The following is a 24,872-nucleotide window of genomic DNA, read 5'->3' as shown; positions in this document are numbered from 1 at the left end:
CCCACGCTAGCGCGTTCAGCCCGTCGGTTCCAGCAGTTTGTCGAGCTGGTCCGCGTTCGTGAGGTCGACGTGCAGCTTCTGACCGTCCACTGTGGTCTTCCGACTGATCAGCCCGGCCAGCCTGCCGACCGTGAAGTACTTGCGGCTCAACACACCCCGCGCCAGCTGGCGGGCGATGTCGCGGTTGCCCTCCACCTGGTTCGCCCACGGCGTGCCGCGCAGGTACAGGTGCAGCCACGTGGCGACCCACGCGTCTTCGGTGCGTTCGAACACGACCGGCACGGCCACATTGCCGTAACCGCGCATGGCACTGCGAGCACGCACGGTGCTCGGCTCGAACGGCTTCCCGCGCTGGTCCAGCTCCCGTGACATGAACCCGAACATCGACTCGGCGACCTCGGTGAACCCCTCACCGCCGAAGATGTTCACCTGCGGCACGACGAACTTCGCCTTCGCCGCCTTGCGGGGCACGTCGATGAACTCGGTCGCACCGTCACGCGCGCTCGTGAGGTCACCCGAGTAGTAGGCCCCGCCCTGCTTGTAGTTGGTCCACGACACCTGCCCCACGTGGTCGAAGTCGCCGTTGAGCAGCACCGCCGACAGGTCGTAGTCGGTGGTGCGCGCCCTCTCCCGCCAGTACACGAAGAACCGCAGCAGATCGCCGTCGAGCCGCACCTTCGACCCGCGCGGCAGCACGTTGAAGCCGTCCTCCGATGCGTTGCCGGACAACGGGAGAACGATGTCGCGCACCTCGTCGGCCACGGTCAGCTCCGACACCTCCGGCAGCCGGCGGACCAGCTCGTCCTCCAGGATTCCCGTCAACTCCCGCACGACGTCGTAGGCCAGCGGCATCCGGGTGTCGTACGTGATCCACGCCCTGCGGTGCCGTGTGGCGAACACCCTTGCCGCATCCGGTGTCTCCCGGTTCTCCAGGTGCTGGAGGAGTGAGCACAGCACCCGCCCGGACACCGCCGGAACGGCGTCGCGCACGGCATCGACGACGAACTGAACGTCCTTTTCGGACGCAGTGCGCAGCAACCGGTCCGTCTGCCGGATCAACATCCCCGGCGCCTGGGAAAGAACCTCGGTGGCACGCCGGATGTCGTCGTCCTGGAACGCCAGCTCGGTGCGACCGGCGAACGACCGCACGACCTTGTTCCCGCGCGCGACCGCGAACACGTCCTGCGCGTGCGGCAGGTGCCCGTACTCGTGCGGGTGCAACCGCTCACCGAGCCGCTTCCACGCCTCCCGTCGCTGCCGCACGTCACCGAGCTTGCCGGGGTTGTCCGCCACGACCTCGTCGAGCGCGGCCATGATCAGCCGCCGCTCCGGCCGGCAGAACGACCGGAACCGGGTCGGCTCCACCAGCGTCACGTCGCCGCCGGACGCCCGGCAGGCCAGCCGCAGCACGTCGGTGACGGTGTCCACGCGCAGAGGGGCCCCTCGGAGCAGCCGCGCGGCGTTAATGACCGCTCGGTTCTCGCGCATCGGGATGACCGCGGGCCACTCGTTGGTCTGCTGCGCCAGCTCGGCGAGCAGTTCGAGGTCGGCGGGGTTCAGCGGGGTGGAGCTGGTGGCGAGCTCCAGGTAGAGGCGCCGGGTCTCCTCTTCTTCGGTTCCGCCGAGGTGCAGCACGCTGACACGGTCCTTGAAGGACGTGATCAGCAGGTCGTGCGCGGCGAGGAGGTCCTCGTACGTGTGCTGACGGGTGCCGTACGCGGGCATCGCCAGGAGGTTGAGGACCCCGTTCGCCGCGAGCTCGTCACCGGGGACGTGCTTGAGGAGGGCGTCGTGCAAGCAGTAGACCCAGAAGTCTGCGGTGTCCGGCACGCCGTGCGGGAAGTCCTTGAAGTACGGGTTGTGCTGCACGTCGTCGCCCACGAGCGTCCTGACGGCGTCGACGATCGTCTTCGTGTACGCGGCGGGCTTCGCGAGCCCGGCGACGTGCTCGATCAGCTCTTTGGACGCCTTGAACCCCACCTGCAACAACGCCGCGTCGAGCCGCCTGGCCTCCGCCCGGCCGTTGCCGGTGGGTCCGGTCGAGGTGGGCACGCGCAGGGTCCGGCCGATGAGGGTGGTGAGCACCCGCTCAGTCAACCTCGCACGTCAACCGAGTAAGTGCACCCGTTCGGGGCCGCTGATGTTCTTCGCACAACGCCTAACGTCGAATCCCATGAACGGCGATCCGTCCACCCCGTACAGCCGTGACCTGGGCGATGAGTTGCGGCAGATCCGTGAGCAGTGCACGACGTTCCGCGGACGCAAGATCGCGCGGATGCTCGGGTGGGACCCGGCGAAGGTGTCGAACGTCGAGCACGGGAAGGTGCGGGCGAGCGAGATCGACATCGTCCAGTACCTGGGGAGGTGCGGGCGGTCGCTGGAGTTCATCGAGGGGTTTCTGGACCGGTACCGCGCCGCGTTCGATCCCTACTTCGTGCAGGTACCGACCAGCCTTCGCACAATGGCGATGGCCGAATCAGCTGCCCAGGCCATCATCACCTACGATCTGACGACCATCCCGGGTCTGCTGCAGACCGAGGAGTACGCGCTCGCGCTGTACGAGGCCCGTGGTGTGCTCGCTCCAGAGCTGATCGCGGCGGCTGTTCGCTTCCGGATGGAGCGGCAGACACTCCTGCAGCGGCACGATCGGCCAGCGTGCACCTTCTACATCCACGAGAACGCCTTGCGCCTCAAGGTCGGCACGGATGCGGTCATGGAAGACCAGCTGATGAGGCTGCTCTTCCACACGCACGTCCTCCGGATAGTGCCTGCAGCAAGTGGCCCGGCGGGAGTCTTCATGGCCCACTACGTGTTGTGGGAGTACGAGAAGCGCGGCAGCGTGGCCTACTCGCACTCCGACATCGCCAGGGTGTTCGTGCAGGACGAGGTAGGGGTCAAGCGCTGTAAGTCGATCTTCGCGCGCCTGGATGCACTCGCTCTCGATGAGGGACAATCGCGAACTATGGTGGCGGATCTCGCCAGCCGATCGCGGGAGGACCTCAGTGGCCGGAGACTGCACCTGGCGTAAGAGCAGCTACAGCGGTGGCGACGCCGTCGAGGACGACTGCGTCGAAGTGGCGTTCGCCGAGGCCGTGCGCGTGCGTGACTCCAAGAACACCGCTGGCCCCGAGCTGGAGTTCAGCGTCGAGGCCTGGCGGGCGTTCATCAGCTGAGCTGGTACGGCACCGGCAACCCCATCACCTTGAGGAACCGCGCCGTCTTGACCTCGACGAACACCTCGGCGTCGTCGATCGCGTCCACGTCCTCCTCCTCGTCCCACTCGAAGGAGTCCGGGTCCTCGTCCTCGGCCAGGAACCCGCGGATCTCCTCGGCCGAGACCTCCGAAGACGCCCACGCCGCCAGCCCGGCCGCCTCCCGAGCCACGTCCGTCGGATCCGACGCCCCGGGGTTCTCGAAGTACGTCCGCGGCGTCATCCCCAGGTAGGCGACACCGGTGCCAGGGCCGGGAGGTGCGTAGACGACCGAGGTGATGTCGCTGTCGTGGATGTCGAGCCACAGCCACGGCTCGGTCAGCGGCGGCAGCTCGCCCTCGGACAGCGTCGTCCAGGAGCCGTTCTCGTAGGCATAGGTGCCGAAGAATCCCATCCGGCCGATCCCTTCAGCTGATCTCGACGCCGCTGATCGGCGTGCCCGGCGGGAGGTCCTTCACCTGCGCCCACAGCTGTCCGTGAACCGACCAGTAGACCTCTTCGTCGATGACCTCGAGGTTCTCCACCGTGCCGTCGCCACCCAGGAACAGCGGTGTCTTGAAGCCCACGCACGTACCGGTCGGCAACGGCTCCGGGTGCGCCGCGCGCCAGGGGGTGAAGAGGTCAAGAGCGAGGAACGTGTCCGGGTCGTCGACGATCTGGTCGAACAGGTCCGGGATGGTGCCGTCGAGCTCGAAGACGCCGCCGGAGCCCGGCTCCAGCAGGAGCAGCAGTGCGCCCCTGTGCAGGTCGAGGGCGTACAGGCGGCCGAGCCAGTCTTGGGCGAACGGGCGCAGGCGCGGTGCCCATTCCGGGAACATGAGGTTCGCCAAACCTTGGGCGCGCCGGGCCTCGTCCTCGGTGAACACGCGGAGGACACCGTCGCCGAACGAGCAGCCGGCGGCGAGCACGACCAGTTCGGCGAGGCCTGGGACCTGGCGAAGTGGCGTGACGTCGGCTGGTGGCGAGGGCTCGCCGGAGTCCAGCGGGTACGTGGCCGTGAAACGTTCGAACACTGCAGTCCCCCGAGAAAGGCGACGAGCCCTCACCCGGAAGGGGCGAGGGCTCGTCGAAGGCAGATCAGTAGCGGTAGTGCTCCGGCTTGTACGGGCCCTCGACGTCCACGTCGATGTACTCCGCCTGCTCCTTGGTGAGCTTGGTCAGCTCGCCGCCCAGCGCCTCGAGGTGGATGCGCGCGACCTTCTCGTCGAGCACCTTGGGGAGGCGGTAGACCTCGTTGTCGTACTCCTTGTGCTTGGTGAACAGCTCGATCTGAGCGATCACCTGGTTGGAGAAGGAGTTCGACATGACGAACGAGGGGTGGCCGGTGGCGTTGCCCAGGTTCATCAGGCGGCCCTCGGACAGCACGATGATGGTGCGGCCCGACGGGAAGATCCACTCGTCGACCTGCGGCTTGATGTTGTTCCTGCGGATGCCGGGGTAGCGCTGCAGACCGGCCATGTCGAGCTCGTTGTCGAAGTGGCCGACGTTGCCCAGGATCGCCTGGTGCTTCATCTGGGCCATGTGCTCGACGGTGACGACGTCCTTGTTGCCGGTCGTCGTGATGACGATGTCGGCGATCGGGAGGACGGACTCGAGCTTGGCGACCTGGTAGCCGTCCATGGCGGCCTGCAGGGCGCAGATCGGGTCGATCTCGGTGACGATGACGCGGGCGCCCTGACCGCGCAGGGACTCGGCGGAGCCCTTGCCGACGTCGCCGTAGCCGCAGACGACCGCGACCTTGCCGCCGATCAGGACGTCGGTGCCGCGGTTGATGCCGTCGATCAGCGAGTGGCGGATGCCGTAGCGGTTGTCGAACTTCGACTTGGTGACGGCGTCGTTGACGTTGATCGCGGGGAAGAGCAGCTCACCGGCGGCGGCCAGCTGGTACAGGCGCATGACGCCCGTCGTGGTCTCCTCGGTGACGCCGCGGATGTCCTCGGCGATGTTCGTCCACTTCTTGCCGTCCTTCTCCAGCGACGCGCGCAGCGTCTCCAGGACGATCGCCCACTCCTCCGAGTCGTCCTCGGAGGCGGCCGGGACGACGCCGGCCGCTTCGTACTGCACACCCTTGTGGACCAGCAGCGTCGCGTCGCCGCCGTCGTCCAGGATCATGTTCGGGCCCTTGCCGTCGGGCCAGGTCAGCATCTGCTCGCACGTCCACCAGTACTCCGGCAGCGTCTCGCCCTTCCAGGCGAAGCAGGCGACGCCCTTCGGCTCCTCCTCGGTGCCGTGGGGGCCGACGACGACGGCCGCGGCCGCGTGGTCCTGGGTCGAGAAGATGTTGCAGGAGGCCCAGCGCACCTCGGCGCCCAGGTCGACCAGCGTCTCGATCAGCACGGCCGTCTGGATGGTCATGTGCAGCGAGCCGGAGATGCGGGCGCCCTTCAGGGGGTGCACACCGGAGTACTCGCGGCGGAACGCCATGAGGCCGGGCATCTCGTGCTCGGCGAGACGGATCTCCTTGCGGCCGAACTCGTGAAGTGACAGGTCGGCCACAGCGAAGTCGATGCCGTTGCGGGTCTGCAAGCGGTCGGCGGTCATTGCGAAGTCCTCCAAGGCACTTCAGAGAGGGTGTCGTGCGACCATACCGCCCGCACAATGCACCACTATGACCCCCACGCTGGGTGAGGGAGGTCTCGGGTGTTGATTGCGGGCCCGGACACACGGGTCGTCGAACTGCGGGTGCACGGCGTGCAGGGGACGACGCCGCAGACGCTGGTCGACGCCGTCGCTGCCGTGGACGTGGCGGGAGACGGGCTCGGGCGCATCGTGCGTCCCGCCGACAGACTCCGCAGGCCGGCACCCGGCCCCGTCCTGCAGACGGAGGGACGGCCGGTCACCCGCGTCGTCGAGGGGTACCTCTGGGGTGGGATGACGTCCGGTGGTGTGGCCAAAGCCACGTGGGCGCTGCTCTTCCCGTTCAGCATCGCCAACGTCGCCCACTGGATGTTGCCTCCCGTCCCCGATCGGAACCTGCCAGCGCACCTGCTGGGGCTGGGTCTGCGGTCGTTGCTGCGGGTGTTCGCGCTGCTGCTCACGGCACTGCTGGTCGCCCAGGTCTCGGTGGTGAGCCTCGACCTGCTCGCCGGTCAGTGCCTGCGCCCCGGCTCCTCCTGCCTGACCAGCATTCCGGCCGAAGCACGGGCTTTTCCCTGGTTTCGGACGTTTCTAGGACTTCTCCCAATCGTCGCGCTCGTCGCCGTGATGCGCCGGATCTCGCACGTCGAGTGGCGGATCGAACGCCGCGAGATCGCCGAGGCGGAGAAGGAGGAGCGCCAGCCGTCCTCCGGGCTGCCCGGCGCACACGTGGCGACCGACCCGGACACGCCGGCGCTGCGCTCGTTGCACGTCGTGATGGCGTTGGCGACGGCTTCGCTGATCGCGTTGGGCGGGCCGTTGAAGCAGCTCACGGCTTCGGGACCGATGGGCGTCGCGATCACCGTGACGTGGGTCGTGGCGCTGGTGTTCATCGGGCTGTGCCTGCTCAGCGCGCTGTTGCTGGACGACCCGACCGGCGGCGCTCCCCACCGCGGCGGGCGGTGGCTGCGGGCGGCGTTGGCGCGCAAGCCGCGACGGGTGTTCCTGGCGCTCTCGGTGGTGCTGGTGGTGGTCACGGCCGGTCTGCAGGAACAGCTGCCGAACCGGGTGCCCGGCGCCGACGTGACCGTGCAGGTGATCGCGTTGCTGATGGCGTTCGTGCTGGTGCTGTTCGGGCTCATGCTGGTGCCCGCGGCGATGGCGGCGCGCGCGACGTGGAAGGAACTGCCGCGCGAGCTGCGGCCGTGGGCGGGTGGCTGGTTCGCGGCGCCGATCCTCGCGATCGCGGGGCTGCTGGGCGGCGGGTTCGGTGCCGGGATCGCGCTGCCGGTGCGCAAGGCGCTCGGCGAGGAGCTGGAGCTGCCGATCGGGTACGACTACATCACGGTGCTGTGGGGTGTGGCGGGGGCGTTGGCGCTGCTGAGCACGTTCGCGGTGGCGTCGTTCACGGGCATGGTGCGCTGGCGGGCGTTCCGCAAGGGCAAGCTGTGGGCGCGTGAAGCGTCGCTGCTGCACTCCGGCCGGATGCGCGACCTCCGTGCCGCCACGCGGGCGTGGTGGTGGGCGCGCTGGGAACGCAACCACGGCCACCACCTGATCATGATCGTGGCGTTCGTGCTGTTCACCGGTGCCGTGATCGCGACGGTCCTGCGGGTGCAGGACGTGCCGCTCGCGGCGTGGACCCGGCCGTTCTCGGCATTCGGCGTCGGTGTGCTCGGCCTGCTCGCGGTGTCGTTGCTGCGCGCGGTCTACCTGGCGGCGCGGCAGCCGGAGTCGGGACGGCGGCTCGGGATCATCGCCGACATCGCCCAGTTCTGGCCGCGCGAGGCCCACCCGATCGTGCCGCCCTGCTACGCGCTGAAGGTCGTGCCGGAGCTGGTGTCGCGGGTCGAGGACCACCTGCGCGACCCCGGCGCCCGCGTGGTCCTCTGTGGACACTCACAGGGTTCGCTGCTCGTCGCCGTCGCGGCGGCGCGGTTGCTGGAGTCGTTGCCGCCGCACGACCGCGAACGCATCGGGCTCGTCACCGCCGGGTCGCAGCTGCAGTGGGCCTACCCGCGGGCGTTCCCGGCGGTGGTGCCGCACGCGTCGCTCGCGGCTGGCCGGCGGGCTCGACGGCCGCTGGCGCGCTGTGCCGGGGCACGGACCCATTGGCGGCGCGGTGATGACGTGGCGGCGGCAGGTGTTCAACGGCATGCTGCTCGGCGCCGGCTACCGCGAGGACGGCTCGGAGGCGCGCTGGCACCGGCGTTGCGCGGGCCGACCGGCGCGTTGGTGCTCGGCGGCGACCACTGGCTGCCGGACCCGCAGCGGGGCCCGTTCCCCGGCCGGCGCTGGAAGTCCGGGGTGTCCGCGCACTCCGACTACACCTCGGACCCGGAGTGGGACCGGGCCGTGGCGATCGCGGCCGGGCTGATGCAGGTGGACACGCCGGAGCCGCCGTCGCTGCCGTTCGCGCGCAAGCCGAATATCGGCTCGCGGGACCCCCTCGGCGGCTCCTAACCTGCGCAGGTGCTCGTCGAATTCGGCTACGCGGTGACCAAGTACGACCCGGAGGATTACGGCGCCTCCGGGTACGACGGTCCCGAGGACGCCACCGGCTCACGCCGCGTGCGGGCCTGCTGGTGTGGCCGGAGCTCGACGTCGACGGCCGCTTCCACACGACGCTGGCCGACTCGGACGATCATCTGGACCTGTACCCGCGGCTCGCCCAGGCCCGCGGCGCGATGGCGAACTCGATCCACGCCCACGAGCACCACCCGCTGCTCGTGGCGGTGCTACCCGACGACGATGGCGTCGTCCGATCTCGTTGGAGGCTCTAGAACATGCTGACCGGGGAACTCGTCCGCCTGCGTCCTGTCGAGCCGGAGGACGCCGACGCGTTCTATCGCTGGCACAACGACGAGGACGTCATGCGCTGGCTGCAGAGCTACTTCCACGAGTCGCTGGCGGCTGTCCGCAAGCGCTTCGCCGACCGCAGCGACAACTCGTACGAGAAGGTCACCTTCTGCATCGAGACGCTGGAGGAGCAGGGCCGGCTCATCGGCGTGGTCGTGCTGCGGGACGCGGACCCGGTCAACGCCCGCGCGCAGGTCGACATCTACCTGGGCGAGAAGGAGTACTGGGGCGGCGGCTACGGCACGGACGCCCTGCGCACGGCCTGCCGGTACGGGTTCGACACCATGCGGCTGCACTCGATCGAGCTCACCGTCGTCGAGGCGAACGAGCGCGCGGTCAAGTCCTACAAGAAGATCGGCTTCCAGGTCGACGGGCGGCTGCGCGAGGCGTTCTTCCGCGACGGCGAGTGGCACGACGAGCTGCTGATGTGCGTGCTGCGCGACGAGCTCAGGTGAGAGCGGGCGCGAGGTGGCCGATCGCCTCGCGCAGGTGCTCCTCCACGGTCGCCGCCGGCACCACGACCAGACCGGACGGCCGCACGTCCACCCACCGCTGCACCGCGATCCTGGCCGCCGCCGACACCGCGGCGGCCAGCACGGCCGCACCGAGCGGGTCCTTGCCCAGCCGTTGTCCGACCACCTCGGCGATCGGCGGTTCGAGCACGTCCACCGAGTCCAGGTAGGCCTCGCGCAACGACGGCGTCGAGGTGATCAACGCGAGCGCCTCGGACGGCGGTTCGCGGTACTGCTCGGCGAACGCGGCGACGATCGAGTCGACCAGCGGCTCGTCGGCCGGCCGGGCGCGCAGGGCCTCGGTGACCCGCAGCGCGCGCGTCGCCGTGATGCCCGCGACGATCGCGTGGTCGCGGCTCGGGAAGTAGTTGTTGTAGGTGCGCGGCGAGACGTTCGCGGCCTCCGCGATCTCGTCGACGCGCACGTTGTCGACGCCCTTCTCCAGGGCGAGGCGCAACGCGGCCGCCGCCAGCGCCGCTCGGGTCTCGGTCTTCTTGCGCTCACGCAGTCCCACAGCGATCACTGTAGAGACCTGTTGCAACACGATCACTACCGATTGACTTTCGATAGATGACTACCGATACTCGATGCATGATTTCTGAACGTTGGGCGGTGACCGCCCTGCGGGTCTTCCTCGTGGTCCTCTTCGGGATCCTGGTCGTGTTCGAGACGATGTCGTTGCCGGGCCAGTTCCGGCACATGGCGGAGACGAACCCGGACGACGCGGCCCTGAGGTGGCCCGCGACGATCATCACGGTGTTCTGGGTGGTCTGCGTGCAGGTCGTGGTGGTCGCCACGTGGAAGCTGCTCACGCTGGTGCGCAAGGATCTGATCTTCACGGAGGCCGCGCTCAAGTGGGTCGACGTGATGATCTGGGCGATCACGGCGGGCTGGGTGGTGCTGGTGACGGTGTTCCTGTGGGTCGGTTTCAACGCGGACGACCCCGGCGTGCCGTTGTTGCTGTTCCTGCTGACGACCGGTGTCACGGTGGTGGGGCTCGTGATGATCGTGATGCGGGCGCTGCTGCGGCGGGCGACGACGTTGCGCGCCGACATGGAAGCGGTGATCTGATGGCCATCGTCGTGCGCATCGACGTCGAGCTGGCCAAGCGCAAGATGAGCGTCGGCGAGTTCGCGGAGAAGGTCGGGCTGACACCGGCCAACGTCGCGGTGCTGAAGAACGGGCGCGCGAAGGCGGTGCGGTTCAGCACGCTCGAAGCCATGTGCCGGGTGCTGGAGTGCCAGCCCGGCGACCTCCTGGAGTTCGTGGACGAGGACGCGGAAGAACTGCTCAGCTGAGCCGTTTCGCCAGTCGGTCGGCGGCCTCGAGCCGCCCCGACTCGGCGAGCAGGCCCACCGGTGCCAGCACGTAGTCGCGGTCCACGGTGATCTCCGCGGTCCGCAGCACCGGCCGCAGCACCGGGTCGGACCGCAGTGCCTCCTCGATCGGCGCGATGTCCGCCGCGTGCCGGAACACACCGCCGGACAACACGAGCAGCCCCGCGCCGTGCGGGCCGAGCTGGCCGTCGACCTGCCGGAGGTGCCGGCGGACGGCCAGGATCGCCGCGAACGACGCGAGCTTGGTGTCGACCGCCGGGTCGTCCGGGATCCAGCCGACGTTCTCGGCACGTTCCTGCGCCTCGGCGGTCAGGTCCTCGGTGGTGAGGCGTTCCGCGTGGGCCTCTTCGACCACGCCCGGCGCCGACCAGCGCATGCCGAGGTCACCCTCGACCGTGCGGCGATCCGCTGGCAGGGCAACGGTCCGCTCGATCCCCTCACTGTCCGCTGTGGACACGGCGGAGTACACGTCCGTGGTGGCACCGCCGACGTCCACGACCAGCACCGCGCCCTCGCGGTCCTGCGCGGCCAGCCGGGACACGCCCTTGAGCACCGCGTCCGGGGTGACGGCCCGCACCAGCTGCCGGAACCGCGACCCCCTCGACAGGCCCTTGCCGCCGATCACGTGCTCCAGGAACGCCTCCCGGATCGCCTTGCGCGCGGGTTCCGGGGCGAGCTGACCGACGTCAGGGAGCACGTTCGGGCAGGCGACGACCGTGCGGTTCCTCAACAGCTCCAACGCTTCCGGCTGCGCCTCCACGTTGCCGGCCAGCACGATCGGCACGGCCACACGGGCGAGCTTGCGCGCGTTGTGCAGCAACACCGACTGGTCGCCACCGTCCGTGCCGCCCACCAGCAGCACGAGGTCGGGCGCGGCCGCACGCACCGCCTTCACGTCGACCGGCCCCGCGCTGACGTGCACGACCTTGGCTCCGGCGCTCAACGCCACCCGGTACCCGGCCTCCGCGCTCACCACGCGTTCCTGCCCCACGACCGCGAGCCGCAGCCCACCACCGGCCGACGAGCACGCCAGGACCTCGCCGTCGCCGACGGTCTCGCGCAACGCGTCGATGCCGTGCAGCACCTCCGGCGGGGTCGTCGGGTGCTGCCCCGTGCGGACCAGCTCGCCCTCCTCGGTCAGGAGAGCGGCCTTCGTCCAGGTGGAACCGACGTCGAGACACAGGATCACGAGGCAAGCTAACCCACCATGAAGCTCACGCCCAAGGTGATCCTCGAAGGCACCCGCCTGACCGGCAAGACGGACCTGGCCTACGCGCTCAACGAACACCCCCGCCTCGTCGGTCACCGGAAGTACCGCTACCACTCACCGTTGATCTCGGCGGAGTGGAGCGGGTTCAGCAACGAGCCGTGGGGCCGCGGGCTGATCGACTTCGCGCCGGAGGAGACCGCGCAGGCGATCGAGACCTACGAGACGTGGGTGCGGATGTTCGAGCTGCAGCGCTACTACTCGTGGATCGTCGACCGGTTCCACCTGTCCACAACGGCCTACCAGGCACGGCAGGGACGCGAACTCGACTTCGGCTGGCTGGAGGACCGGCTGAAGCCGCTGAACTTCGCGATCGTGCTGTGCACCCGGCCTGAGGACACGTTCGTGGAGGCGCGGGCCGAGCGGTTGAAGATCAGCGCGAACCCGAAGCAGTACGTGTCGCTGGAGCCGTTCATCGCCGAGCAGCACCAACTGCGGGCGCTGGCGGCGAAGTCGGTGCTGCCGGTGTTCGAGTTCGACGTGACGCGGCACGGCCCCGACGACGTGGCCGACTTCCTGGAGGAACGCTCGCTGCTGACGCTCTAGTCGTCGGCTTTCTCGTGCACGACCTTCATGAACGCCCCGAGCTGCGCGAACTGCTCCGGCGTGAACAGGTCCACGAGGTACTCGCGCACGGTCCCGACATGACCGGGCGCGGTCGCCGCGAGCAGCTCCTGCCCGGCTTCCGTCAGCACGGCGAGGATGCCGCGCTCGTCGGACTCGTGCGGTTCACGCCGCACGAGTCCGGCCTTCTCCAGCTTGCCGATCTGGTAGGTCAGCGAGCTCTTCGACACGACGACACGCCGCGCCAGCTCGGTCATCCGCATCCGGCGACTGGGCTGCTCGGACAACACGACCAGCACGTTGTACTGCGCGTGAGACAGTCCCGCATCGCGCTGCAACTGCTGTTCGATCTGTCTCTCGAGGAGGTGGTACGCCTGGACGAAGTGGTGCCAGGCGTCCCTTTCCTCCTCCGAGAGCCACCGCGTGTTGTCCATGCAGCGCAGATTAGTTGGTGCTGCTCTTCTCGTTCTTCCCCGCGAGCAGGGAGTTGCGCCGGCTGTAGATGAAGTACGCGCCGACACCCAACGCCATCCACGCGAGGAACCGGATCCAGGTGAACACGGTCAGGTTCAACATCAACCAGAGACAAGCGAGGATCGCGAGGATCGGCACCACCGGCACCCACGGCACCCGGAACCCGCGCGGCAGGTCCGGCCGCGTCTTGCGCAGCACCAGCACACCGGCCGACACGAGGATGAACGCGAACAACGTGCCCACGTTGACCATCTCTTCGAGCGTGCCGATCGACGTGAACCCGGCCGCGATCGCCACGACCACACCGATGATGATCGTGATCCGCGTCGGCGTCCCGTGCTTACCGGTCCTCGCCAGGTTCCTGGGCAGCAACCCGTCCCGCGACATCGCGAACAACACCCGGCTCTGCCCGAGCATCAGCACCATCACCACGGTGGTCAACCCGGCAAGCGCTCCCACCGAGATCACCGTCGCGGCCCACGTGACCCCGTTCTCCGCGAAGGCACTGGCCAACGTCGCCCGCGACCCGTCAGCCTGCGTCTTGAGCTTGTCGTACGGCACCATCCCGGTGATCACCAGCGACACCGCCACATAAAGCACCGTGACGATCGCCAGGGACCCCAGAATGCCCCGCGGCACGGCCTTCTGCGGGTTCTTCGTCTCCTCCGCCGTGGTCGCCACGACGTCGAACCCGATGAACGCGAAGAACACCAGACTCGCCGCCGCCAACAACCCCAGCACGCCGTACGAACTGCCACCGAACCCGGTGATCGCACTCAACAGCGACTGGTCGACCCCCGAGTGCGCACCGCTCACGGTCTCCGCAGGCGGGATGAACGGCGTGTAGTTCTCGGCCTTGATGTACTGGAAGCCAAGAATGATCACCAACAGCACCACGGCGACCTTGACCGTCGTGATGACCAGGCTGACCCGCGACGACAGCTTGGTGCCCACCACCAGCAACGCGCTCAGCACGCCGATCAGGACAACCGCACCCCAGTCGAACTGCAACGGCCCGAGCGCCACCGTCGTCTTCGCGTCGACGCCGAGCTGCCCCAGCACCGTCTGCAGGTAGATCGACCACCCCTTGGCCACCGCGGCGGACCCGAGCGCGAACTCCAGCACCAGGTCCCAGCCGATGATCCAAGCCGCGAACTCACCGAACGTCGCGTACGAGAACGTGTAAGCACTACCCGCCACCGGCACCGTGGACGCGAACTCGGCATAACACAACGCCGCCAACGCACACGCGATCGCCGCCAGCACGAATGCCAACGACACCGATGGCCCCGCCAAGTTGCCCGCAGTGCTCGCGGTGAGCGTGAAGATGCCGGCACCGATCACCACGGCAACACCGAAGACGGTCAGGTCCCACGCGGTGAGATCCTTGCGGAGCTTGGTGTCCGGCTCGTCCGTGTCCGCGATCGACTGCTCGATCGACTTCGTGCGCCACAACCCGTTGCCCGGCACGATCGATACCTCCTCAATGGAACCTGTCCGCCCACCTTAAAGGCTTCCACCAGGTGAGATGCCCACAGCTCTGTTCAGACGTTGTCAGGACCTCCGTGCTTCCCGGTACCGAACAACGCGAAACCCGCCCGAACGCACGCGGGGACCTTTCGTACCGTCATGCAGTACGAAAGGTCCCCGCGTGCGGTGAAGGGAAGCGTCAGGAAGTCGCGACCGTGGTGCGGTCGAGGTCCGGCTCCAGGTAGATCAACCGGGCGTGCGGCACCCGGTTGCGGACCCGCTGCTCGGCATCGTTGATCGCCTGCGCCACCTCGTCCAGCGACAGCTGCGGCTCCAGCGCGATCTTCGCGGCGACCAGCAGCTCCTCCGGCCCGATGTACTGCGTCTTGATGTGGATGACCCGCTGCACCTTGCCCGCGGCCAGCTCGTCGCAGATCACGTCGAGGTCCTTGTCCGAAGCACCTTCACCGATCAGCAGCGACTTCATCTCGATGATCAGGATCACCGCGATGATCCCCAGCAGCACACCGATGCAGACGGTGCCCAAGGCGTCGAACATCGGGTTCCCGGTCACCATCGTGAGCCCGACACCCATCAGCGCCAGCACCAGACCCACGAGCGCCCCGAGGTCCTCCAGCAGCACGACCGGCAGCTCCGGCGTCCGCGAGTTCCGGATGAACCCCCACCACGACGCGTCGCCCTTGATCTTCTTCGACTCGACGATCGCGGTGTAGAAGCTGTAGGTCTCCAGGCCGATCGCGACGACCAGGATGCCGACCGCCACGAGCGGGCTGGTGAGGCCCTCGGGGTGCTGCAGCTTGTGGATGCCCTCGTACAGCGCGAAGACCGAGCCGAGGGTGAACAGCATCAGTGCGACCACGAACGACCAGAAGTAGCGGTCGCGGCCGTAGCCGAACGGATGCAGCTTGGTCGCCCTGCGCTGGGCCGTCTTCTGCCCGAGCAGCAGCAGACCCTGGTTCGACGTGTCCGCGACCGAGTGCACCGACTCGGCGAGCATCGACGACGAGCCGGTGATCAAGAATCCGACGAACTTGGCCGTCGCGATGCCGGCGTTTGCCACCAACGCCGCGACGATCGCCTTGGTCCCGCCCCCTGCTGACACGCCTGTCTCCTCGCAACCAGTCGTCAGTCCGCTTTGTCCGGTCGGAACCTTAGTCCGTCCCCGCCGTGGCGCGGAAAAGTTGTGCGGATTCAACACCATCCGGTCGGACCAGCACCGCCGGGTCGGACGCCGGCAGCCACACGGACTGGCCGCGGGCCAGCCGCAGCTCCTCGCCGCGCGAGTTCGACAGCACCGCCGCGCCGTCCGTGCAGATCATGATCTGCGGGCCGTCGTGGTTGATCCGCACCTCGCCGGTCACGTCCAGGCGGGACAGCTCGAACTCCGGCGCCGGCGTCCGGTAGACGCGCACGCCGGGATGGATCTCCTCGCCGGTGGACACGGGCATGTCGCCGCACGCGAAGTCGAGCACGCGCAGCAGTTCCGGCACGTCGACGTGCTTCGGGGTGAGGCCGCAGCGCAGCACGTTGTCGGAGTTCGCGAGGATCTCGATGCCGGTGCCGCGCAGGTAGGCGTGCAGGTTGCCGGCCGGCAGGTGGATGGCCTCGCCGGGCTGCAGCACGATCCGGTTCAGCAGCAGCGCGGCCAGCACGCCCGCGTCGCCGGGGTAGGACTCGCCGAGCTCCAGGACCGTGCGGCACTCCAGGTCGAACTCGCCGTGCTCCTTCACGTGCAGCACGCACGCGTCGAGCACCTGGGGCACCAGCGTCGACAACGACGTCTGCGGCAGCGTGATCAGCATCGTGAACACCGCGCGCAGGCCGGCGGAGTCCGGCTGGGCGACGAGCATCTCGGTGTACGGCGCGAGCGCGGGTGCGTCGAGCGACCGCAGCAGCGAGACCGTGCGGTCCGGCGCCCGGAAACCGGCGAGGGCGTGGAACTCGGTCAGCGCGCAGATCAGCTCCGGCTTCGCGGCCGGGTCCTTGTAGTTGCGCACGGCGGAGTCGCGCGGCACACCGGCGCCCTCCTCCGCGGCGAAGCCCTCCGCCGCCTGGACGGCGGACGGGTGCGCCTGCAGGCTCAGCGCCTCGTCGGCGGCGAGCACCTTGAGCAGGAACGGCAGCCGGCTGCCCCAGCGGTCGGCGACCCGCCGGCCGAGCTGGCTGTCCGGGTCGGCGGACAGCAGGTCGAGCAGCGAGCGTTCGACGCCGTCGGCGCCGACCAGGCGCGACGGGTCGCCGGGGTGGGCGCCCATCCACAGCTCGGCTTCGGGATGAGGTGCGGGCACCTCCTTCCCGACCAGCTCGGCGATGGCCGTGCGTGATCCCCACGCGTACGGCCTGACCGCGTTGTGCAGCAGGTCCACTTCTCGTTCAGCTCCCCAACTCAGTACGGGTTGCCGCCGAGCGTCCCGGCGGCGAGCCCGAGGTACAACGCGGCGAGCTCGAAGCGGAGCGCGAGCAGCGCGGCGCTGACCGCGTCGCCTCCCGCCACCTCGACCGCCGGTTCGAGCACGTCGGCCCCTGGCAGCGCGTCCTCGGCGGCGTGACGCACAGCGTCGGCCGCCGGGCCCTGGCGCACGGCCAGCAACAGCACGCGGACCAGCCCACCGGTCTCGTCGTCCGGATCGGCGAACAGGTCCGCACCAGAAGTTCCCCGCACGGCCCGCCGGTGCAGCACCGGGCGGGTCAGTGCCTGCGGATACCCAGCGACGTCGGAGGCAACCCCGGCGAACGCGGCCAGCACCCCGGCACCGTGCGCGCCGATCGACGTGGCGACCTCGTCGAGGCCCCACAGCAGCGGCGTGCGGTCGGCCACCCGCAGTGCGAGCGACTTGGCCGGGTTCACGAACGACTCGTGCACCGGGTGGTCGCGCTCGGCCTCGCGGTCGAGCTCGTCCGCGATCAGCTCGACGTCCACCTTGAGCAGGCCCAGCGAGCCCAGCACGGTGAGCCACGCGGCGAGCGCGCGGTGGAAGCTGAAGCCCGGCGGCACGTCGAGCCGCGGCGGCAGCAGCACGGCACGGCCCGCGGCAGCGGCGGCGACCGGACCGGAGTCCGGCGCGGTCACCAGGGTCCGCGCCGCGCCGGGCCGCGGTCGATCGACTCGCGAGCACCGGTCGCCGGGGTCCTCGGTGTGCGCGAGCACCACGTCGAGCGCGCCGACCCACGGCGGCACCTCGTCGGCCACCACGACCGGCACCGAGCAGCCGGGCCGAGCAACTCCATGACGACGCCGGCCACCGTGACCGCGTGGCCGGCCGGGTGATCAGCACGACGCGCGCGGGCGTTCGGCGAAGATCCGCTCCACGCCCGCCTCGGCCGCGGCCTCCGCGGTGGAACGGACCTGTGCCCCCGCCCGTGCGGCAGCCCGCAGCCAGCCGCCGGTGTCGGCGTCGGCCAGGCGGCCCGCGTCGTCGAGGAGCGTGTCGTCGAGCACCTACGTCATCCAGCCGGCGGCGGCTCGACCGCCTCGTCCAGCAGCAGCACCGGGATGCCGTCGCGGACCGGGAACGAACGACCGCACGCGGTGCACGTGAGGAAGTCCGCCTCGGGGTCGTCCGGCGTCCCGACCCGCAAGGGCGCGTGCTCGGGGCACGGGCAGGCGAGGATCTCCAGCAACTGCTCTTCGAGCTTGACGGCCACTTCTGTTCTCTCCTCAGGCCCGCACGATCGCGAGGACGTCACCGCTGAGCGCGGCGACGGCCTCGGGAGTGGCGGCTTCGACGTTCAGGCGCAGCAGCGGCTCGGTGTTCGAGGCGCGGAGGTTGAACCACGACCCGTCCGGCAGCTGCACGGTGAGACCGTCCAGCTCGTCGATCGTGACGCCGTCCTTGGAGCCGTACGCGGCCTTGATGGCGGCGATGCGGCCGGCCTGGTCCGCGACGGTGGAGTTGATCTCGCCGGAGGCGGCGTAGCGGTTGTAGACCGAGGTCAGCGCGGACAGCGGGCCGTCCTGCTCGCCGAGCGCGGCCAGCACGTGCAGCGCGGCCAGCATGCCGGTGTCGGCGCGCCAGAAGTCGCGGAAGTAGTAGTGCGCGGAGTGCTCGCCGCCGAAGATGGCGCCGGTCTTGGCCATCTCCTCCTTGATGAAGGAGTGGCCGACGCGGGTGCGCACGGGCTGACCGCCGTGCTCCTTCACGATCTCCGGCACGGCGTGCGAGGTGATCAGGTTGTGGATGACCGTGCCGCCGGGGTCCTTGGCCAGCTCGCGCACGGCGACCAGCGCGGTGATCGCGGACGGGCTGACCGGGTCGCCGTTCTCGTCGACGACGAAGCAGCGGTCGGCGTCACCGTCGAACGCGACACCGGCGTCGGCGCCCTCGGCCTTGGTGCGCTCCTGCAGGTCGACGATGTTCTTCGGGTCGAGCGGGTTCGCCTCGTGGTTGGGGAAGCTGCCGTCGAGCTCGAAGTACATGGGGACCACCTCGATCGGCAGGCCCTCGAAGACCTGGGGCACGGTGTAGCCGCCCATGCCGTTGCCCGCGTCCACCACGATCTTGAGCGGGCGGATGTTCTTCAGGTCGACCAGCTCGTTGAGGTAGGCCGCGTAGTCGACGAGCATGTTGCGCTCCTCGAACGTGCCGGGCTCGACGCCCTCCGCGTCCGGGACCTGGTTCTCGGCGTCCTCGCGGATCTGCGCGAGACCGCTGTCCTGGCCGACCGGGCTCGCACCGGCGCGGCAGAGCTTGATGCCGTTGTACTGCGCCGGGTTGTGGCTCGCGGTGAACATGGCACCGGGCAGGTCGAGCTTGCCGGACGCGAAGTAGAGCATGTCGGTGCTGGCCAGACCGATGCTGATCACGTTGACGCCCTGCGCCTGCGCACCCTCGGCGAACGCGCGCGAGAGCTCAGGCGACGAGTCGCGCATGTCGTGACCGATCACGATGGTGGGCCCGCCGACCAGACGCGCGAAAGCCGCGCCGAAGTCGCGAACCAAGCCGGCGTCCAGCTGTTCGCCGACCACCCCGCGGATGTCGTACGCCTTGACGATGCCGGACAGGTCACGCACGCCGCACACTCCCGAAACTCGCTCTTGACGGCCACTGGTTGGGCAGCCTACCGGCGAGCAGATTAGTGATGCGTGTGGTCGTGGTGCAGGCGGTCAGTCTTCGTGGGGATCCGGAAGAACGCGCAGGTGACCGCGCCGCTGGGTCCCCGCTGGGACCTCAGGCAGCTTCGGACTCACATCGGCCCGCCCAGCCTCGCGCACGGCCTCGGCCAAGGCCGTCAGGTCGTCCACGCTCGGCTCGGGCGCCGCGAACTCACCCTGATGCCTCACGACCTCCCAGCCGCGCGGCGCCGTGAGCCGCATCGCGTGCTCCTCGCACAGGTCGTAGCTGTGCGGTTCGGAGTACGTGGCGAGCGGTCCGACGACTGCGGTGGAGTCCGCATAGGCGTAGGTGAGCGTGGCGACAGCCGGGTTAGCACACCCGGTTCGCGAGCACCGTCTCACGCTCCGCACGATCGGGGACGATAGCGCGTCCACGCGGGGCTGTGTGTGAGGCACGCTGTGTTTGCTCGCGCAGGAGAGCAACTAGGCTGCTGGGTTGTGGTGATGGCACGGGGTTCACGGCGGCAGGATTCGCCGCGTCGGCGCAGCCGCGACCGGCACGGCAGGGGCCTGCGCGGTCCGCTCTACCCGGCCACCCTGCCGGCCGCCCGTTCCAGGGCGGAACGCTTCGACGCACTGGTGATCGAGGCCCTGGAACCCATCGAGGCCCGCTGGCGCACCGAGCTCACCCAGCTCGACGTGGCCGTCGACGACGTGCCCGACGTGCAGGTCGAGGGCGAGGACGGCGTGGTCGAGGACGGCAACGTGCCCCTCGCCCGGCTGCTGCCCGCGGCATCGGACAACCGGGCGCGCATCGTGCTGTACCGGCGGCCGCTGGAGGCGCGGGCGAAGGACGGCGCGGACCTGGCCGACCTGGTGCACGAGGTGCTGGTGGAGCAGGTGGCGAACTACCTGGGCCTGGACCCGGACGTGATCGACGAGGGCTGAGCCCGCCCAGCAGTGTCAGACCCCCCGACCAGAATTGAAATCGGGGGATCCCGGCGGGCTCGTGTGTGTGAGAACACGCACGGACCCCATGCCTCACGCCTGGCGCCGCCGGGTCGGGATCGCCGTCAGGAACGTGAACAGCGCCGCCGCGGCCTGCGCGAGCAGCAGCAGGTCCCGCAGCGTTGTGCTCATCGTCACGCGCACCTCCGCCGCCGAACCCGGCAGCGGCACCCCCACCAGGTGCCCCCACGCCCGCACGACCGGCACCTGCTGGCCGTCGACGAACACCTCCCAGCCCGGCTCGTCCTCCGCCGCCAGCACCAGCACGCGGCCATCGGAGCCCGGTGACACGCGCACCGCCACGTCCGGCAGCGTCACGTTCACCGGCGCCATCGTCGTCGAGGACTCCGCCGGCGGGTCGCCGCCCGTGCGAGCGCGGCGGGCCAGGTCCGGGGGCAGCAGGACGCCGGTGTCGGCGGTCAGGCGGATGCGCAGCACCGGGCGGCCGTGCGAGGTGGGCAGGGCCACCGACACCAGTTCACCCGCTGCGGCACGGACCCGTTCGGCGTCCGCAGCAGTGGGAAGCACGACGAACGTCACACCCGAAGACGCGGCTTGGGCCAGTGCCACACCCACGGCAGAAGACGAGCCATCGAGCAGAGAGGTGGTCCAACGGCGTATACGAGCCGGCGAGGACGTGGTGGGCACCAGGTCGTCGTCGCCAAAAGCAGGCATGCGGCCCGCCACCTGACGCGTGGGCGTGCCGACGACCAACACCGACCGGCCGGTGCGTTCCAGCTCGGCGGTCAACGAGGCACTCAGTTGCTCGCCGCCACCGGCACGCAACGGACCGGTTCGCAGGTCCAGCAACCCCGCCACGCCCAGGCTGGCCAGCGTCACGACACCCACGACGTAGACCGCGCGCCGCACCCGTGCCCGGCCGGCGACACCCGGAGCGACACCGCGCTGGCACCCCGCGAGCACCACCCAGACGAGTCCCCAGGCCAAGATCACCAGCGCCGTCCCCGGCCACGCGGAGACGGCGGTGACGGCGGCCAGGGCACCGATCGCGAGCACGATCACGAACAGGCCCGGCAGCATCGCCGCGTTCGGGCGCAGGACCGCGGCGGCGAAGGCGGCGGCGACGAACACCGAGCACACGATCAGGTTCGGCGGCGGCGACGAGTAGGCGGCGCCGAGGCCGTTCAAGACCATCTCGGGGTGTTGCAGCAGCACGGCGGGCCACGGCAGAAGCAGCGCCATCGGCAGAAGGACGATCGCGAACAAAGCGGCGATCCGGCGCGCACCGCCCGACACGGCGACGAAGCCCACCAAAGCGCCGACCAGCGTTACGACGTGACTCAACGGCGAGAACGCGCCGAGCACCGCGACACCGATAGCGGTGCCTGAGGCCATCGCCAACCAGGCGTGTGTGGACGACGCGCGCAAGACGGCGTACACGCCGGCGAACACCAACGGCGCGACGACGTGCACGACGACGACGTCCAGACGACCCTCGGCAACGGCCGTGGTCGACACGGGCAGCAAGCCGTAGAAAGCGGCCACCACCGCGCGCACGGAACGACGTACGCGCATGCCGCGCGAAGCGATGTACGCCGACAGGGCGGCCAACGGGATGTCGAACAACAACAAGACCGCCACGGCGAGCTGCGGTCCACCGGGCACAAGACCGAGCACGGCCAAAGCCGCGGGAGCCGGAGCCGCCGTGCCACCCGCCACCGGGTGCCACGACGCCAGGTACGTCGACCACACGTCCCCGACCGTCCCGACCGGCAGCAACCGGCCGCCGGCGAGGTCGAGGCCGAGTCGCGACCAGTTGGCGGCCAGCGCCACCGCGGACAGCCCCAGCAGCAACAGCACCGGCGGCGCCAGCAGCAGCGACCGCAGCATCCGGCCCTGGTCGACCTCGACGAACACCATGTCCTGGCGCGGTCCCGGCGACGGCCGCGGCTTCGGCGACGGGCGCAGCGCACCCGGCAGCGCCGCGTCGACCGTCACCACGACCGGTGGCCGCCGCAGGCCGGCGACCCGAGGACGGCGCGGCGCCGGCCGGCAGCGCGGACGGGCCGACCGGGCGCGGCGAGTCCACTTCAGACGGTTCGAGCCAGGTCGAGCCGGTGTCGGTCGCGGGCAACCGGCCCAGCGCGGCGTCGGCTTCGACGCGCCGGCGGATCAGGAACGCGGTACCGGCGCGCACGGCGTTGCGCAACCGCGTCAACCGGCTCGTGAACAGCCCGCGCACCACCGCCGAACCACGTCGTGCCCGCCGGCCTTCGAGCAACCGGCCGCGGGTCAGCAGGTAACGGGCCGCGCCCACTTCTGCATGAGCGTCGCCAAAACGCCGGAGCAGCAAGAACCCCAAAGCCCGCAGCACCGACAGCACCATCAGGCGCGGAAGTCCGATGAGGAACGAAATACCCGACGTGTTGACCAGAAATGTCCGCATGCCGTGCGCGCGATCAACGCCGCGGAACGACGGACCCGGCCGCGCAACGGCCGCATCCAAACGACGCGCGCCTTTAGTCGCGGCGCGCGCGTGCCGCATTCGGGCGACCGGAACACAAAGCACCAAATGACCGGCGCGGTTCGCCCGCCAGCCGAAGTCGAGGTCGTCGCGCAGCAACGGCATCGCCTCGTCGTAACCACCGAGCTCGTGCCAGACCTCGCGACGGATCAGCGACCCCGCCGACGACACCGCGAGCACCTCAGCGCTCTGCTGGAACGACCCGATGTGCTCGGCGGAGGACAGCCCGGTCTGCCGATGACCGGACGCGTCGGTCGAGAGACCCGCCTCCACGACGAGCCGAGGATCCACCCAATCGAGGCACAGCGGACCGAGCACCGCCGCCGACGGCGAGACCTCGGCGGCGGTCAGCAAGGACGCCAGGCAGTCCGGCTCGGGCGCGCTGTCGTCGTGCACCAGCCACAGCCACTTGCCGGGGTCTCCCCAGCGTTCGACGGCGTGCTCGACCGCGAGCCGCACGGCGGTCGCGAAACCGGTACCGCGCGGCAGCGACAGCACGCCGTCCAGCAGGTCTTCGGCCTCCGCCAGTACCTTCGCGGTGCGATCGTGGGATCCGGTGTCGACCGCGATCACGTGCCGAGGACGAACTCGCTGACGCCGCAACGCGGACAGCGCCGTGCTGAGCCACTGGTCGCCGTCGTGGCAGACCAGGACGCACAGCACCGGCGCGGTCCGGAGCCTCGGGTGAGGGCTTGTCACTCCCTCAAGTTAAGGCAAAAAGATCACGCTTCTAGACGGCTCGCTTCTTCAGCTTGCGGCGTTCCCTCTCCGAGAGACCGCCCCAGATGCCGAAGCGTTCGTCGTGCTGGAGCGCGTACTCAAGGCACTCCGAACGCACCTCGCAACCCAGACAGATGCGCTTGGCCTCCCGCGTCGAACCACCCTTTTCGGGGAAGAACGCCTCGGGATCCGTCTGCGCGCACAGGGCGCGTTCCTGCCAGTCCTGCTCGTCGGCTGGGTCGAACAGGTACGACAGTTCGCCCTGTACGACCGGCTGCGCGACGTGATCTTCTTCGAATTCCTGCATTTCGTCCGCCTCCTCGCCTTCCGCTCTCCCCGGTTGGCGGACGCCAGACGCCGTTCCCACAACGACGAATGACACCGATGTGATTACACCTGCGTCACAGCGGGGGGTCAAGCGGAGTCCACACGTCGGGGGATATTCGCGCGGATGGCCGCTCAAACCTTGACGGACAGCACAGACGGTGATCCACGTACGGCAACCCGTCCCCGAACGGCCCACCGCACCAGCCGACACGCCACACTGGAGGGGTGAAGCGATCAGCGGTGCGCCCCAGTCCACTGTTCCTCGGCCTGCTCGCGGTGACGGCCGCCGGAGCCGTTCTCACCCTGTTCGAGGGTGACGTCGCCGTCATCTCCGGCACCATCCTCTTCGTACTCGCCGGCTGGGCGGTGACGCTGTGCCTGCACGAGTTCGGGCACGCCGCGGTCGCGTACAAGGGCGGCGACTTCTCCGTGCGGGACAAGGGGTACCTGACCCTCGACATCCGCCGCTACACCGACCCGGTGCTCAGCATCATCCTGCCGCTGGTGCTGCTCGCACTGGGCGGAATCCCCCTTCCCGGCGGCGCGGTGTGGATCAACCACCACGCGCTGCGGTCGAAGAAGGTGGAGTCGTTGGTCTCACTCGCCGGGCCCGTCACCAACCTGGTGATCGGTGCCCTGCTGATCGGCGTGGTGGCGTTGTTCTCGCCGCCGGCCGGACTCCTGGCGGCGATTTCGTACCTCGCTTTGTTGCAGGTGCTCGCGTTCGTGCTGAACATCCTGCCGATCCCCGGTCTCGACGGCTGGGGCGTCTGGGAACCTTTCATGCCGTACGAGGCGCAGCGGTTCGGCGCGAAGGTCCGGCCGTGGGCGCCGCTGGTGCTGTTCGCCGTGCTGTTCACCTTCTCCGAGGTCAGCCTGCTGCTGTTCCAGGTGTCGACGTGGCTGTTCGAGCTCCTCGGCGGCAACACCCTCGGCGCGTACTACGGCTCCGACAACTTCATGTTCTGGCGCTGACCGCCGAGCAC

General features: G+C 69.5%; 27 protein-coding genes and 2 pseudogenes. 11 read left to right on the top strand and 18 right to left on the bottom strand.

Features of this window, described 5'->3' with window-relative positions; genetic code table 11:
• Window positions 1-15: 15 nt before the first annotated feature.
• Window positions 16-2,097 carry a TerD family protein gene (locus tag BBK82_RS19310; protein ID WP_154697385.1) on the bottom strand — a complete coding sequence of 694 codons (2,082 nt, stop codon included), beginning with the start codon at window positions 2,095-2,097 and terminating at the stop codon, window positions 16-18.
• Window positions 2,098-2,173: 76 nt separating this feature from the next.
• Here BBK82_RS19310 and BBK82_RS19305 point away from each other — a divergent pair, with 76 nt between their 5' ends.
• Together BBK82_RS19305 and BBK82_RS47595 are read left to right on the top strand one after the other, a co-directional pair.
• Window positions 2,174-3,028 carry a DUF5753 domain-containing protein gene (locus BBK82_RS19305; protein ID WP_065916246.1) on the top strand — a complete coding sequence of 285 codons (855 nt, stop codon included), beginning with the start codon at window positions 2,174-2,176 and terminating at the stop codon, window positions 3,026-3,028.
• The gene (locus BBK82_RS47595; RefSeq protein ID WP_237048264.1) at window positions 3,003-3,173 is read left to right on the top strand and encodes a DUF397 domain-containing protein; all 171 of its coding nucleotides are present in this window, start codon (window positions 3,003-3,005) and stop codon (window positions 3,171-3,173) included. Before BBK82_RS19305 ends, BBK82_RS47595 begins: the two co-directional genes overlap by 26 nt.
• Here BBK82_RS47595 and BBK82_RS19300 read toward each other — a convergent pair.
• The 3 genes from BBK82_RS19300 to ahcY all read right to left on the bottom strand — a co-directional run bounded on the left by BBK82_RS19300 (window position 3,166) and on the right by ahcY (window position 5,753).
• A complete protein-coding gene (locus BBK82_RS19300; RefSeq protein ID WP_065916245.1) occupies window positions 3,166-3,606 on the bottom strand; it encodes a hypothetical protein in 441 nt (146 codons plus the stop codon). The two genes, BBK82_RS47595 and BBK82_RS19300, sit on opposite strands and share 8 nt — an antisense overlap.
• Before the next feature lie 13 nt (window positions 3,607-3,619).
• Window positions 3,620-4,225, bottom strand: coding sequence for a T6SS immunity protein Tdi1 domain-containing protein (locus BBK82_RS19295; protein ID WP_083268039.1), 606 nt, complete (start codon window positions 4,223-4,225; stop codon window positions 3,620-3,622).
• A 64-nt stretch (window positions 4,226-4,289) separates the two neighbouring features.
• Complete coding sequence (gene ahcY, locus BBK82_RS19290) at window positions 4,290-5,753, bottom strand: adenosylhomocysteinase (RefSeq protein ID WP_065916244.1); 1,464 nt, start codon at window positions 5,751-5,753, stop codon at window positions 4,290-4,292.
• Window positions 5,754-5,852: 99 nt separating this feature from the next.
• On the opposite strand from ahcY, the pseudogene BBK82_RS19285 reads away from it, so the two are divergent.
• The 3 genes and pseudogenes from BBK82_RS19285 (at window position 5,853) to BBK82_RS19275 (ending at window position 9,103) form a co-directional block, all read left to right on the top strand.
• Window positions 5,853-8,252 (top strand): annotated as a pseudogene (locus tag BBK82_RS19285) (hypothetical protein).
• A 122-nt stretch (window positions 8,253-8,374) separates the two neighbouring features.
• Window positions 8,375-8,572 carry a hypothetical protein gene (locus BBK82_RS19280; RefSeq protein WP_065916243.1) on the top strand — a complete coding sequence of 66 codons (198 nt, stop codon included), beginning with the start codon at window positions 8,375-8,377 and terminating at the stop codon, window positions 8,570-8,572.
• A gap of 3 nt (window positions 8,573-8,575) precedes the next feature.
• Entirely contained in the window at window positions 8,576-9,103 is a 528-nt protein-coding gene (locus BBK82_RS19275; protein ID WP_065916242.1) for a GNAT family N-acetyltransferase, read from the top strand.
• On the opposite strand, the gene BBK82_RS19270 is transcribed toward BBK82_RS19275, so the two are convergent.
• Complete coding sequence (locus BBK82_RS19270; RefSeq protein WP_237048262.1) at window positions 9,096-9,674, bottom strand: TetR/AcrR family transcriptional regulator; 579 nt, start codon at window positions 9,672-9,674, stop codon at window positions 9,096-9,098. The two genes, BBK82_RS19275 and BBK82_RS19270, sit on opposite strands and share 8 nt — an antisense overlap.
• 77 nt (window positions 9,675-9,751) lie before the next feature.
• Here BBK82_RS19270 and BBK82_RS19265 point away from each other — a divergent pair, with 77 nt between their 5' ends.
• Together BBK82_RS19265 and BBK82_RS19260 are read left to right on the top strand one after the other, a co-directional pair.
• Window positions 9,752-10,231, top strand: a complete 480-nt coding sequence (locus tag BBK82_RS19265; protein ID WP_065916240.1) for a DUF2975 domain-containing protein — start codon at window positions 9,752-9,754, stop codon at window positions 10,229-10,231.
• Entirely contained in the window at window positions 10,231-10,458 is a 228-nt protein-coding gene (locus BBK82_RS19260) for a helix-turn-helix domain-containing protein (RefSeq protein WP_065916239.1), read from the top strand. The genes BBK82_RS19265 and BBK82_RS19260 overlap by 1 nt, the downstream gene beginning before the upstream one ends.
• Here the strand turns inward: BBK82_RS19260 and BBK82_RS19255 are convergent.
• Window positions 10,451-11,686 carry a glutamate mutase L gene (locus BBK82_RS19255; protein WP_065916238.1) on the bottom strand — a complete coding sequence of 412 codons (1,236 nt, stop codon included), beginning with the start codon at window positions 11,684-11,686 and terminating at the stop codon, window positions 10,451-10,453. The genes BBK82_RS19260 and BBK82_RS19255 overlap by 8 nt on opposite strands.
• Window positions 11,687-11,704: 18 nt before the next feature.
• Between BBK82_RS19255 and BBK82_RS19250 the strand changes: the two genes are divergently transcribed.
• Window positions 11,705-12,310 (top strand): hypothetical protein, encoded by a 606-nt coding sequence (locus BBK82_RS19250; RefSeq protein ID WP_065916237.1) that lies wholly within the window; start codon window positions 11,705-11,707, stop codon window positions 12,308-12,310.
• Here BBK82_RS19250 and BBK82_RS19245 read toward each other — a convergent pair.
• From BBK82_RS19245 to BBK82_RS19210, 9 genes are all read right to left on the bottom strand, one after another.
• Window positions 12,307-12,762 (bottom strand): MarR family winged helix-turn-helix transcriptional regulator, encoded by a 456-nt coding sequence (locus BBK82_RS19245; protein WP_065916236.1) that lies wholly within the window; start codon window positions 12,760-12,762, stop codon window positions 12,307-12,309. The genes BBK82_RS19250 and BBK82_RS19245 overlap by 4 nt on opposite strands.
• 10 nt (window positions 12,763-12,772) lie before the next feature.
• Window positions 12,773-14,272: an amino acid permease gene (locus tag BBK82_RS19240; RefSeq protein WP_065916235.1), complete on the bottom strand. Its 1,500-nt coding sequence runs from the start codon at window positions 14,270-14,272 to the stop codon at window positions 12,773-12,775.
• Window positions 14,273-14,471: 199 nt separating this feature from the next.
• Window positions 14,472-15,395 (bottom strand): cation diffusion facilitator family transporter, encoded by a 924-nt coding sequence (locus BBK82_RS19235; RefSeq protein WP_065916234.1) that lies wholly within the window; start codon window positions 15,393-15,395, stop codon window positions 14,472-14,474.
• A gap of 49 nt (window positions 15,396-15,444) precedes the next feature.
• A complete protein-coding gene (gene manA / locus BBK82_RS19230; protein ID WP_065916233.1) occupies window positions 15,445-16,659 on the bottom strand; it encodes a mannose-6-phosphate isomerase, class I in 1,215 nt (404 codons plus the stop codon).
• 20 nt (window positions 16,660-16,679) lie between these two features.
• Complete coding sequence (locus BBK82_RS19225) at window positions 16,680-17,486, bottom strand: hypothetical protein (RefSeq protein ID WP_335618100.1); 807 nt, start codon at window positions 17,484-17,486, stop codon at window positions 16,680-16,682.
• Window positions 17,487-17,561: 75 nt separating this feature from the next.
• A complete protein-coding gene (locus BBK82_RS56305; RefSeq protein WP_335618099.1) occupies window positions 17,562-17,732 on the bottom strand; it encodes a hypothetical protein in 171 nt (56 codons plus the stop codon).
• A 5-nt stretch (window positions 17,733-17,737) separates the two neighbouring features.
• Window positions 17,738-17,938 (bottom strand): Trm112 family protein, encoded by a 201-nt coding sequence (locus BBK82_RS19220; protein WP_065916232.1) that lies wholly within the window; start codon window positions 17,936-17,938, stop codon window positions 17,738-17,740.
• A gap of 13 nt (window positions 17,939-17,951) precedes the next feature.
• Entirely contained in the window at window positions 17,952-19,304 is a 1,353-nt protein-coding gene (locus tag BBK82_RS19215; RefSeq protein ID WP_065921189.1) for a phosphomannomutase/phosphoglucomutase, read from the bottom strand.
• A gap of 93 nt (window positions 19,305-19,397) precedes the next feature.
• Window positions 19,398-19,757, bottom strand: a complete 360-nt coding sequence (locus BBK82_RS19210) for a DUF3499 domain-containing protein (protein WP_218920633.1) — start codon at window positions 19,755-19,757, stop codon at window positions 19,398-19,400.
• Window positions 19,758-19,850: 93 nt separating this feature from the next.
• On the opposite strand from BBK82_RS19210, the gene BBK82_RS19205 reads away from it, so the two are divergent.
• Complete coding sequence (locus BBK82_RS19205; RefSeq protein WP_065921187.1) at window positions 19,851-20,294, top strand: metallopeptidase family protein; 444 nt, start codon at window positions 19,851-19,853, stop codon at window positions 20,292-20,294.
• Window positions 20,295-20,387: 93 nt separating this feature from the next.
• Here BBK82_RS19205 and BBK82_RS56300 read toward each other — a convergent pair whose 3' ends face one another.
• Window positions 20,388-22,313, bottom strand: coding sequence for a hypothetical protein (locus BBK82_RS56300; RefSeq protein ID WP_335618098.1), 1,926 nt, complete (start codon window positions 22,311-22,313; stop codon window positions 20,388-20,390).
• A gap of 8 nt (window positions 22,314-22,321) precedes the next feature.
• On the opposite strand from BBK82_RS56300, the gene BBK82_RS56295 reads away from it, so the two are divergent.
• Window positions 22,322-22,618, top strand: coding sequence for a hypothetical protein (locus tag BBK82_RS56295; RefSeq protein ID WP_335618097.1), 297 nt, complete (start codon window positions 22,322-22,324; stop codon window positions 22,616-22,618).
• A 275-nt stretch (window positions 22,619-22,893) separates the two neighbouring features.
• Here BBK82_RS56295 and BBK82_RS56290 read toward each other — a convergent pair.
• Window positions 22,894-23,502, bottom strand: a pseudogene (locus BBK82_RS56290) (glycosyltransferase family 2 protein); the annotation flags it as partial.
• 67 nt (window positions 23,503-23,569) lie between these two features.
• Window positions 23,570-23,866, bottom strand: a complete 297-nt coding sequence (locus BBK82_RS19195; RefSeq protein WP_045315329.1) for a WhiB family transcriptional regulator — start codon at window positions 23,864-23,866, stop codon at window positions 23,570-23,572.
• A gap of 245 nt (window positions 23,867-24,111) precedes the next feature.
• Between BBK82_RS19195 and BBK82_RS19190 the strand changes: the two genes are divergently transcribed.
• On the top strand, window positions 24,112-24,861 hold the full coding sequence (locus BBK82_RS19190; RefSeq protein ID WP_083268037.1) for a site-2 protease family protein: 750 nt from the start codon (window positions 24,112-24,114) through the stop codon (window positions 24,859-24,861).
• Window positions 24,862-24,872: the final 11 nt, after the last annotated feature.

Origin of the sequence: Lentzea guizhouensis, assembly GCF_001701025.1 — a bacterium.
Classification (GTDB): domain Bacteria; phylum Actinomycetota; class Actinomycetes; order Mycobacteriales; family Pseudonocardiaceae; genus Lentzea; species Lentzea guizhouensis.
The sequence above is the reverse complement of the archived record's forward strand: the minus strand, read 5'-3'. Positions and strand labels throughout refer to the sequence as shown.

What these genes read in the sequence shown, in the direction of transcription:
- BBK82_RS19305 (WP_065916246.1), top strand. Translation starts at nt 2,174, where the DNA reads ATGAACGGCGATCCGTCCACCCCGTACAGCCGTGACCTGGGCGATGAG.
- BBK82_RS19300 (WP_065916245.1), bottom strand. Translation starts at nt 3,606, where the DNA reads ATGGGATTCTTCGGCACCTATGCCTACGAGAACGGCTCCTGGACGACG.
- ahcY (WP_065916244.1), bottom strand. Translation starts at nt 5,753, where the DNA reads ATGACCGCCGACCGCTTGCAGACCCGCAACGGCATCGACTTCGCTGTG.
- BBK82_RS19275 (WP_065916242.1), top strand. Translation starts at nt 8,576, where the DNA reads ATGCTGACCGGGGAACTCGTCCGCCTGCGTCCTGTCGAGCCGGAGGAC.
- BBK82_RS19265 (WP_065916240.1), top strand. Translation starts at nt 9,752, where the DNA reads ATGATTTCTGAACGTTGGGCGGTGACCGCCCTGCGGGTCTTCCTCGTG.
- BBK82_RS19260 (WP_065916239.1), top strand. Translation starts at nt 10,231, where the DNA reads ATGGCCATCGTCGTGCGCATCGACGTCGAGCTGGCCAAGCGCAAGATG.
- BBK82_RS19250 (WP_065916237.1), top strand. Translation starts at nt 11,705, where the DNA reads ATGAAGCTCACGCCCAAGGTGATCCTCGAAGGCACCCGCCTGACCGGC.
- BBK82_RS19245 (WP_065916236.1), bottom strand. Translation starts at nt 12,762, where the DNA reads ATGGACAACACGCGGTGGCTCTCGGAGGAGGAAAGGGACGCCTGGCAC.
- BBK82_RS19205 (WP_065921187.1), top strand. Translation starts at nt 19,851, where the DNA reads ATGGCACGGGGTTCACGGCGGCAGGATTCGCCGCGTCGGCGCAGCCGC.
- BBK82_RS19195 (WP_045315329.1), bottom strand. Translation starts at nt 23,866, where the DNA reads ATGCAGGAATTCGAAGAAGATCACGTCGCGCAGCCGGTCGTACAGGGC.